Genomic DNA, 8747 nt, shown 5'->3' with positions numbered 1-8747 from the left:
ACGGATGCTATTATAATACTCGTAACCCCCCAATATTATATAGTTTTTTGCTATACCCCATAAGAAAGAAATACCTTCTCTAAAAAAGACAGCAACCCCTAAAGCTGTCTTTTTTGCTGTCTAAAAATATAGCTTTAGGGGTTACTGTCTTTTTGGGTGTCTGGAAATATAGCTGCAGCATTTAGCTTGGAAGCTGCATATTTAGTTCAAGCTCATCTTCACTTGTTTCGAAGTTTCTGTCATAAAGGCTCCTGAACTTGGTAGGAGTATATCCGGTGATGATCCTGAACATTCTTATAAATGATGACATACTGCTAAAACCACAGTTTATGGCAACATTGGTGATAGTAGAGTCCGAATTCATAAGAAATATCTTGGCCTTTTGTATACGGACCTGGTTGATATATCTGTAAAAGGTTACACCGGTCAGCTGTTTGAATATTCTTGAAAAGTGGTATTTACTAAAGCCGGCAATTCTTGAAGCTTCTTCAAGGCTTATATCTTCTGAATAGTGGAGCTTTAGATAGTCACATATTCTGTTAATCTGTTCTGCGTATTCTCTTTGCTTTTTAATACTGGTATCTGCAAGTGAATTGTTAATTAGATGATAGTTCTTACCAAGAAGAAGGAGCATCTGTGCTACTCTTGTATATATTTCCGGTTCAGCCATAAGACCTGCATTTGTATAGCACTGACATATTTCTATAAACAGAGAATGAAACTGGTCATAGCAGGTACAATTGGTACGGTTAAGAACATATACAGGATATATTAAAGATACTATATGATCGAAGCCACTTATTGCCTGAAACATAGAAATGTCGATCTGAAAGATCATCCTTTTGCCGGGGAGAGCAGGCATGGAATGAATTACACCGGGACATATGAATATTAACTCATCTTCTGCTATATCAAATACATGTCCGCAGCTTTCAACCCTGTAACTGTTTTTGATAGGCATGATTATTTCTATTGGCAGGTGCCAGTGAGAAGGGTATGCCTCAAAATCGTCATTTTCATATAGTCTTACGCGCCCTGTAGGAGCAAAGTTAACTGTTTCCTGAAGTCCGTTAAGATTTTCTATCATAGTAACTCCCCCTTTTAATAGTCAATAATTACAAATAGTTGCACCTATAATTTAGTCAATATGACTGATAAATGGTAAAATAAACTATAAGATTAGTCATTACTTCCTTTGAATTAGCCCAAATATAACATTAGTCTTAATAATTATCAATATTGTGCACATGATAATAGCAATAATTAGTAATTAATTAGCAATCATTGTAAAGAAGCCCTTAAATTATATTGCTAATCTTTAAGTGTAATAGCAACGAGGGGATGTCAGTTAAAAAACTGATGCAAAAAATTAAGGAGGGTTATTATGAAAAGCAAGGCATTATCAATCGTGCTGTCATTATCAATGGTAGCAGCAGCTCTTAGCGGATGTGCGGTTTCAACTGATACAGGTGAAGCTACGCCAACTGAAAATGCAGGATCTGATACAGAAAATGCAGGACAGGATACTCAAGCTACAGATACTGCAGCTGACAGCAGTGAGAGCACTCAGACAGAAAGTACAGCTTCTGCAGACGAAGAGGAGATTACCTGGGTATTCTGGGATGATCTTGAAGCAAGTACAGATCAGATGACCCGTTTATACGCAGAAACGGTTGAGCGTTTTAATGAGGAAGATAATGGCTATCATGTCAATGTTATTACCACTAATCTTGAAGAATATGATTCCAAGGTTAACGCTCTTATAGCAGCAGGTGATACACCTGATCTTCTTATCTGTAATCCGGGACCTAATGCTGATGTATATGTAGATGCCGGAGTAGTACAGCCACTTAATCAGTATCTTGATGCTGATACAGCATGGAAAGAGTCCTTTGCAGGCGGTATGTTCGACAGAGTTACATATGATGGCGATATATATGGAATACCTACAAACTTTGCAGCAGCATGCTGCTTCTATAATACAGAGATGTTTGAAGCTGCAGGAATCACAGAAGTGCCATCAGATATGGAAGGCTTCCTTGAAGCATGCGCCAAGCTCAAAGACGCAGGATATACTCCTATAACATGTTCAGCTTCAACAGCATGGTGCCTTTCTATGATAGCTGGCTATTGCATGAACAGAGAAGGCGTTGATACTAATGCCCTTAATGAGGGAACAGCTCACTGGACAGATGAAAACTGTGTTAAAGGTTGCGAAGACCTGCTTGCCATTAGCGAATATTTCCAGGATACATATCTTGGTGATTCCAATGATGATGCAACAGCTCACTTCTACAACGAAGAAGCAGCTATCCTTATTCAGGGTTCATGGTGTATTGCCCAGATGAATGGTAATTCAGATACAATCGAAGATAAGTGCGGTGTATTCTCATTCCCAAGTGTTGACGGAAGCGTTGGTGACATGATCGTTAAGACAGATAACGTACTCATGTCAGCTACAACAGAGCATCCTGAAGCATGTATCGCTTTCCTTAAGATGCTCACTGATGAGACAACTCAGAAAGCTACAGCTGAGCAGGCAGGTAAGATTCCTGTAACTACAGTTGAAGTTGATACTTCCAAGGCTCCTAAGCAGTTCGCATATGTTTCAGAACTTCTTGCTAATCTTTCAGGTACAATTGGATTCTATAATGAGTCACTTGTATCTGTAGAAGCCGGAGATACCTTCGACAACAATATGGTTTCCATAATCATGGGAGATGAAACTGTAGAAGAAGGTCTTCAGAACATAGAAGATTTCTATAAGGAAAATGTGTGGTAATATCTTTAAGCTAAATATTAAAAGAATACCTAAAAGCTAAGATTAAAGCACGGGGATAATCCCTATAAGCGGATGTCTCCGTGCTATGTTTATAAATGGGGGAATGCTATGAATAAAGCACTTAGGGATAAAAAAGCTATCCTGTTCTTTATACTCCCGGCAGCAATTTTATTTACACTGGTTTTATTCGGACCAATACTTTATGCCGGTTATATTTCCCTTTGTGATTGGAATGCACTTACCAAACCCAAATTCATTGGATTTAAGAACTTTAAAGCTCTTTTCACAAAGGACGATATATTTCTAACGTCTCTTAAGAATTCAATTTTCTTTATGATATTCTCATTGGTAACACAGCAGATAATAGGCCTTATATTTGCGGCTGTACTTTCAGGACTTCGATACGGCAAGAATCTTTACAAGAATATAATCTATCTTCCCTGCGTCCTTTCATCGGCGGCATTGGGACTTTTGTTCAGTTTTATTTTAAAACCTAATATGGGTCTTAATCAGCTTCTTGCAGTCTTTGGCATAAAAGGCCCTAACTGGCTTATGTCAGTTGATGGATATATACCGCTTACCATGTGGGTAATAGGACTTGTAGCTCTCTGGATCTATGTTGGTACCACAATGATGCTCTATATGGCTGGAATTGCCGGAATAGACAAGAGCCTTTTGGAAGCTGCATATATAGATGGTGCCGGAAAGATAAAGACCTTCAGATATGTAACACTTCCGCTTTTAAAGCCCATGGCAAGAACAACAATATCCCTTACCTGTATTGGCTCACTCAAATTCTTTGATCTTGTATATAACATGACACAGGGCGGCCCCAATAATAAAACTCAGACAATGGCTACATGGCTATATTTTGAAGGATTTTCCTATTTCAAATATGGATATGCAAGTGCTATTTCAATAGTACTTCTTATCATGTGCCTGCTCGTGACATTTGCCATAAACACATTTATCAACACTAAAGATTTTGAAAATTAGGGGACAAGACTATGAAAAAGATAACTATTTCTAAGGTCATCATATATATATTGTTGACATTAGTGGCTGTCTTATATGTAGCTCCGCTTGTGTGGATTGTACTTGTATCGTTTAAAACAAACGCAGAAGTCTTTTCTAATCCATTCGGACTACCTAAGGTATGGCAGCTTGGAAACTATATTTTTGCCTGGACTAAAGGAAAACTTGGAATAGCACTTTGGAATTCGCTTTTTGTATGTATATTTACTTTGGCGATAAGTCTTTTGCTTGGAGCGATGGCAGCATTTGGAATAGCCAGGATGAGATTTAAATTTTCGGGAGCAACACTTACCTATTTCATGATAGGAATGATGGTTCCTGTACACTGTGTACTTATTCCTCTTTTTATAATGTTCTCAAAGATTAAGATAGTAACACCCTTATTCGAGATAAGATTCACCAACAGCCTTATCGGAATCATCATCCCGTATATAACATTTGCGCTTCCTATGACCATATTCATTCTGGTAGGCTTTTTCAGAAGTATGCCTGGAGAACTTTTTGAAGCAGCATGTATTGATGGATGTTCAATCTACAGAATATTTTTCTCGATTGCGCTTCCTCTTTCAAGAACAGGAATATTTGTAACAGGAATGATGAGCTTTGTTAATACCTGGAATGAACTTCTTGTGTCCATGGTATTTATATCAGATCCTGAGAAAAAGACACTTCCGGTTACCCTGACCTATTTCGTAGGACCTTACGCAACCAACTATGTACAGATGTTTGCAGCTATTGTTATAGCTGTTGTGCCTACTATTATTGTATATAGTATATTTAGTAACCAGATTGTAGAAGGTCTCACTGCTGGAGCTGTAAAAGGATAAACATCGAAAAAAGACGAAAAATATTAGCCCCTGCCTCTACGGCAGGGATTTTTATTTTTGTCAAAAAACTGACTTATTTTATCACAAGATTCAGTATTTATCTATAAAAAAACTGTTTTGCATTTTTGATTAAATTAAGTGGCTTAACTGGTAAAGGATATGATATAATGGCAATATACGAAAAAACGCGAAAATAATTGAGCCGTTTTTAAAAATATAGAGAATAATTGTGGTACATTTTTAAGCTTATAACTATAGATTATTATTTTTGATTAAAGAACTATTTTTTCTTATGGCGAGGAGGGAATACTTTGTTTGATTCAAAACTATTATTTCATGATATTTCAGGTCAGTTTGTATGTCCTATGGAACAGGACATTTTTAGTGATGTGACTATATTTTTTAGAACCGGGAAGGATCAAGTTTTTAAAGTATTCCTTTGTACAGATGAAAACGAATATCCCATGAGCCTTATGGACGAAGATGAGGTTAGAGAAAAGGGATTTGAAGACGGATTCGATATATTTGATTATTACAAGGTTATAGTAAAGCTTGGTGATAAGCCTTTTTCTTATATCTTCAAACTTGAGCTGGGTAATAGGTCTAATGATGCACATGCGGTATATTATGATTACAGAGGCGCCTTTTTGAGAAAGCCGGCAGCTGATAATCATATGGCATTTCGTCTTTTCCCAGGGGCTCATGTTCCAAAGTGGTCAAGAGGGGCAGTTATGTACCAGATATTCGTCGACAGATTCTGCAACGGTGATAAGGATAATGATGTTCTTACTGATGAGTATCATTACAACGGCGGTCATTCTGTGCAGGTTAATGACTGGAACAAGTACCCTCATCCATCAGAAAGTTATAAGGAGTTCTACGGAGGTGACCTTCAAGGCGTTATAGATAAGCTTGATTATCTTAAAGATCTTGGAGTTGAGGTTATATATCTAAATCCTGTATTTGTGTCCCCTTCAAGCCATAAATATGACACAATGGATTATGATCACATAGATCCTCACTTCGGCAAGATCGTAGAAGATGAAGGAAGGCTTCTTGATGAAGATATTACTGATAATAGAAAAGCTACAAAATTCGTAAACAGAGTCACTAATATAAATAATCTAAATGAAAGCGATCTTCTATTTGCAAAGCTTGTTAATGAGGCTCATCAAAGAGGGATAAGGGTTATAATTGACGGCGTATTTAATCACTGCGGATCCTTTAATAAGTGGCTTGATAAAGAGCTTATATATGAAGACGGAGCCTTCTTATCTGAAGATAGTCCTTATCACAAGTGGTTTGATTTTAAGAAAAAGAAGTGGCCGGAAAATAATACATATGATGGCTGGTGGGGGTATGATACCCTTCCAAAGCTGAATTTTGAAGGATCAAGATCCCTGCAGGAATATATATTAAGGCTTGGAAGAAAGTGGGTATCAGAGCCCTTTAATGCAGATGGCTGGAGACTGGACGTTGCTACAGACCTTGGACATTCCGAAAGCTTTAACCATGAGTTCTGGCAGAGATTTAGAAATGCTGTAAGAGATGCTAATCCTGATGCAATAATACTTGCAGAAAATTATGGCTCCTCCAGAAACTGGCTTTTAGGTAATGAGTGGGATACCATAATGAACTATGATGCTTTTATGGAGCCTGTTACCTGGTTTTTGACAGGTGAAGAAAAGCATTCTGATGAATTTAAAAAAGAGAGTCTTTGTAATACAGCTTTATTCTGGAAGTCAATGAAGAAGGCCATTGGAGAGAATTTTGGCAACTTCTCAATGTATACCTCCATGAACCAGCTTGATAATCACGACCATTCAAGGTTTATGACAAGGACCAATATGAAGCCAGGAAGGTCCTCTGATCCTGAAGGACCACAGGCAGCAGATAAGGGAGTAAATAAAGGAATATTCAAAGAGGCAGTTGTCATGCAGATGACATGGCCCGGAGCTCCAACCCTCTACTATGGTGACGAAGCCGGAGTATGCGGATTTACAGACCCTGATAACAGAAGAACATATCCATGGGGGAATGAAGATAAAGAGCTTATAGATTTTTATAAGAATATAATAAGTATACATAAAAAATATCCGGAATTTACAGATGGATCACTTGTTCAGCTTGGGAAGACCTCTGTAAGAGGAGTCCTTTCGTACGGAAGGTTTACAGGCGAGGCGGCATCTGTCATAATCTTAAATAACAATAATAAAGAAAAAGAAATAGCACTTGACTTAAAGCCTTTAGGAATACCTGATAATTGCAGCTTTGACAAGCTGATACAGACTAGCGAAAGTGGTTATGATAATAATGGAAGTTATGAAGTGTTAAACAGAGAGCTTAATATAACACTTCCTGCCTATTCATCTTTGGTGATCAGATATTCCAAACACTGATCCTATAAGACTGCATATGTCATGTGCCGGGAATAAGTACAAAAGCGTATTTTGACAAAATAAATAATTGCGCCTTGTAATAGTACATCCCTGATTGAGGTCTGATGATGAAAATACTTGTTACAAATGATGATGGAATTAATGCAGAGGGAATTGAGCTTCTTGCAAAAACTGCAAAGAAATTTGGAGAGGTTGTTGTCATTGCGCCCAAAGAGCAGTGTAGTGCAATGTCTCATCACATAACTCTTAGAGACAAAATGACTATAAGTAAGCATGATTTTGGTGTTGAAGGGGTAGAAGCATATGCATTTGCAGGAACTCCTGCAGACTGCGTAAGAGCATCTTACCTTGGATTGTTTGAAGATGGCCAAAAGCCTGATCTTGTACTTTCAGGTGTTAATAAGGGTGCCAATTGCGGCTTTGATATACAGTATTCTGCAACAGTAGGAGCAGCTATGGAAGCTCTTCTTTATGAGGTTCCTGCGATCTGCTTTTCACAAAACTATTTTACAGATGAGCATGAATGCCATACTGATGTTGCAGAAAAGTATATTGAAAGTATATTAAAAGAGCTTATAGATAAACCTCTTGAAAAGGGACTTGCATGGAATGTTAATTTCCCATCATGCAGACTTGAAGAATACAAAGGTATACTGTATGACAGATTCCCTGCTCAGAGAGCCTTCTGGGACGATAGATATGTAGTAGAAGACAGAAATGGCGCAGAAAAAGAAGTAGTCCTTAAAACAGTTCCGATCGAAAAAGCTGAAGAAGGAAGTGATATGCAGGCCCTTATCGATGGTTACATTTCAATAGGTACGATCAGAAATACAGTTCTTATATGAAAAACATGTAAATTATACAAACAATAAATGAGAAAAAGTTGCATACATTTGATATGTAACTTTTTTTGCTATTGCGTTATAATTAATGCGATTGTTAGTACTAGTTAACATTGGGGGAAAGAGTTCTTTTTTTCCTGACTAATCTAAAGGACTATTTTAAGAAAGGTGGTATTACTATGGCACTTGTTACATCAACCGAAATGTTCAAGAAAGCTTATAATGGCGGATATGCTATTGGTGCTTTCAACATCAACAACATGGAAATTGTTCAGGCGATCACTGACGCAGCAGCAGAGCTTAAGAGCCCTGTAATCTTACAGGCTTCACAGGGAGCTAGAAAATATGCTAACTCCGTATATCTTGTAAAGCTTGTAGAAGCAGCTAATGAGATTCATCCTGAAGTTCCTATGGTTCTTCATCTTGATCATGGTGCAGATTTTGCAACATGTAAGGATTGTATAGATAATGGATTCACTTCTGTTATGATCGATTATTCAAGCCACTCATTTGAAGAGAATATTGAAGAGTCAAGAAAAGTTGCTGAGTACGCACACGAGCACGGCGTAGTAGTTGAGGCTGAGCTTGGAACACTTGCAGGAATCGAAGACGCTGTATCAGTTGATGCTGATAAGGCTATGTTCACAGATCCTGATCAGGTTGAAGAGTTCGTTAATAAGACAGGCGTTGATTCACTTGCGATCGCAATTGGAACAAGCCATGGTGCATATAAGTTTAAACCAGGCACTAATCCTAAGCTTCGTCTTGATATCCTTGCTGAAGTTTCAAGAAGACTTCCCGGATTCCCTATTGTACTGCATGGATCAAGTTCTGTTCCTCAGGAATATGTTAAGATCATCAA

At 37.8% G+C, this 8747-nt stretch carries 7 protein-coding genes; 6 read left to right on the top strand and 1 reads right to left on the bottom strand.

All coding sequences use genetic code 11. The annotated features are described in order from the left end of the window. Positions 1 to 181: 181 nt before the first annotated feature. Positions 182 to 1087, bottom strand: coding sequence for a helix-turn-helix domain-containing protein (locus K6G87_RS13110; protein ID WP_296838123.1), 906 nt, complete (start codon positions 1085 to 1087; stop codon positions 182 to 184). Between the two features lie 297 nt (positions 1088 to 1384). On the opposite strand from K6G87_RS13110, the gene K6G87_RS13105 reads away from it, so the two are divergent. The 6 genes from K6G87_RS13105 to K6G87_RS13080 form a co-directional block, all read left to right on the top strand. Continuing rightward, positions 1385 to 2782, top strand: coding sequence for an ABC transporter substrate-binding protein (locus K6G87_RS13105; protein WP_296838120.1), 1398 nt, complete (start codon positions 1385 to 1387; stop codon positions 2780 to 2782). 108 nt (positions 2783 to 2890) lie between these two features. Then, complete coding sequence (locus tag K6G87_RS13100; protein ID WP_296838117.1) at positions 2891 to 3778, top strand: carbohydrate ABC transporter permease; 888 nt, start codon at positions 2891 to 2893, stop codon at positions 3776 to 3778. 11 nt (positions 3779 to 3789) lie between these two features. Then, complete coding sequence (locus K6G87_RS13095) at positions 3790 to 4644, top strand: carbohydrate ABC transporter permease (protein WP_296838114.1); 855 nt, start codon at positions 3790 to 3792, stop codon at positions 4642 to 4644. A 311-nt stretch (positions 4645 to 4955) separates the two neighbouring features. After that, complete coding sequence (locus K6G87_RS13090; protein WP_296838111.1) at positions 4956 to 7043, top strand: glycoside hydrolase family 13 protein; 2088 nt, start codon at positions 4956 to 4958, stop codon at positions 7041 to 7043. A 104-nt stretch (positions 7044 to 7147) separates the two neighbouring features. Continuing rightward, the gene (gene surE, locus K6G87_RS13085) at positions 7148 to 7888 is read left to right on the top strand and encodes a 5'/3'-nucleotidase SurE (protein WP_296838108.1); all 741 of its coding nucleotides are present in this window, start codon (positions 7148 to 7150) and stop codon (positions 7886 to 7888) included. 176 nt (positions 7889 to 8064) lie between these two features. Further along, positions 8065 to 8747 (top strand): ketose-bisphosphate aldolase (locus K6G87_RS13080; RefSeq protein ID WP_296838105.1); only part of this gene is annotated, 683 nt, incomplete at its 3' end.

The organism is Butyrivibrio sp., from assembly GCF_024699075.1.
The sequence above is the reverse complement of the archived record's forward strand: the minus strand, read 5'-3'. Positions and strand labels throughout refer to the sequence as shown.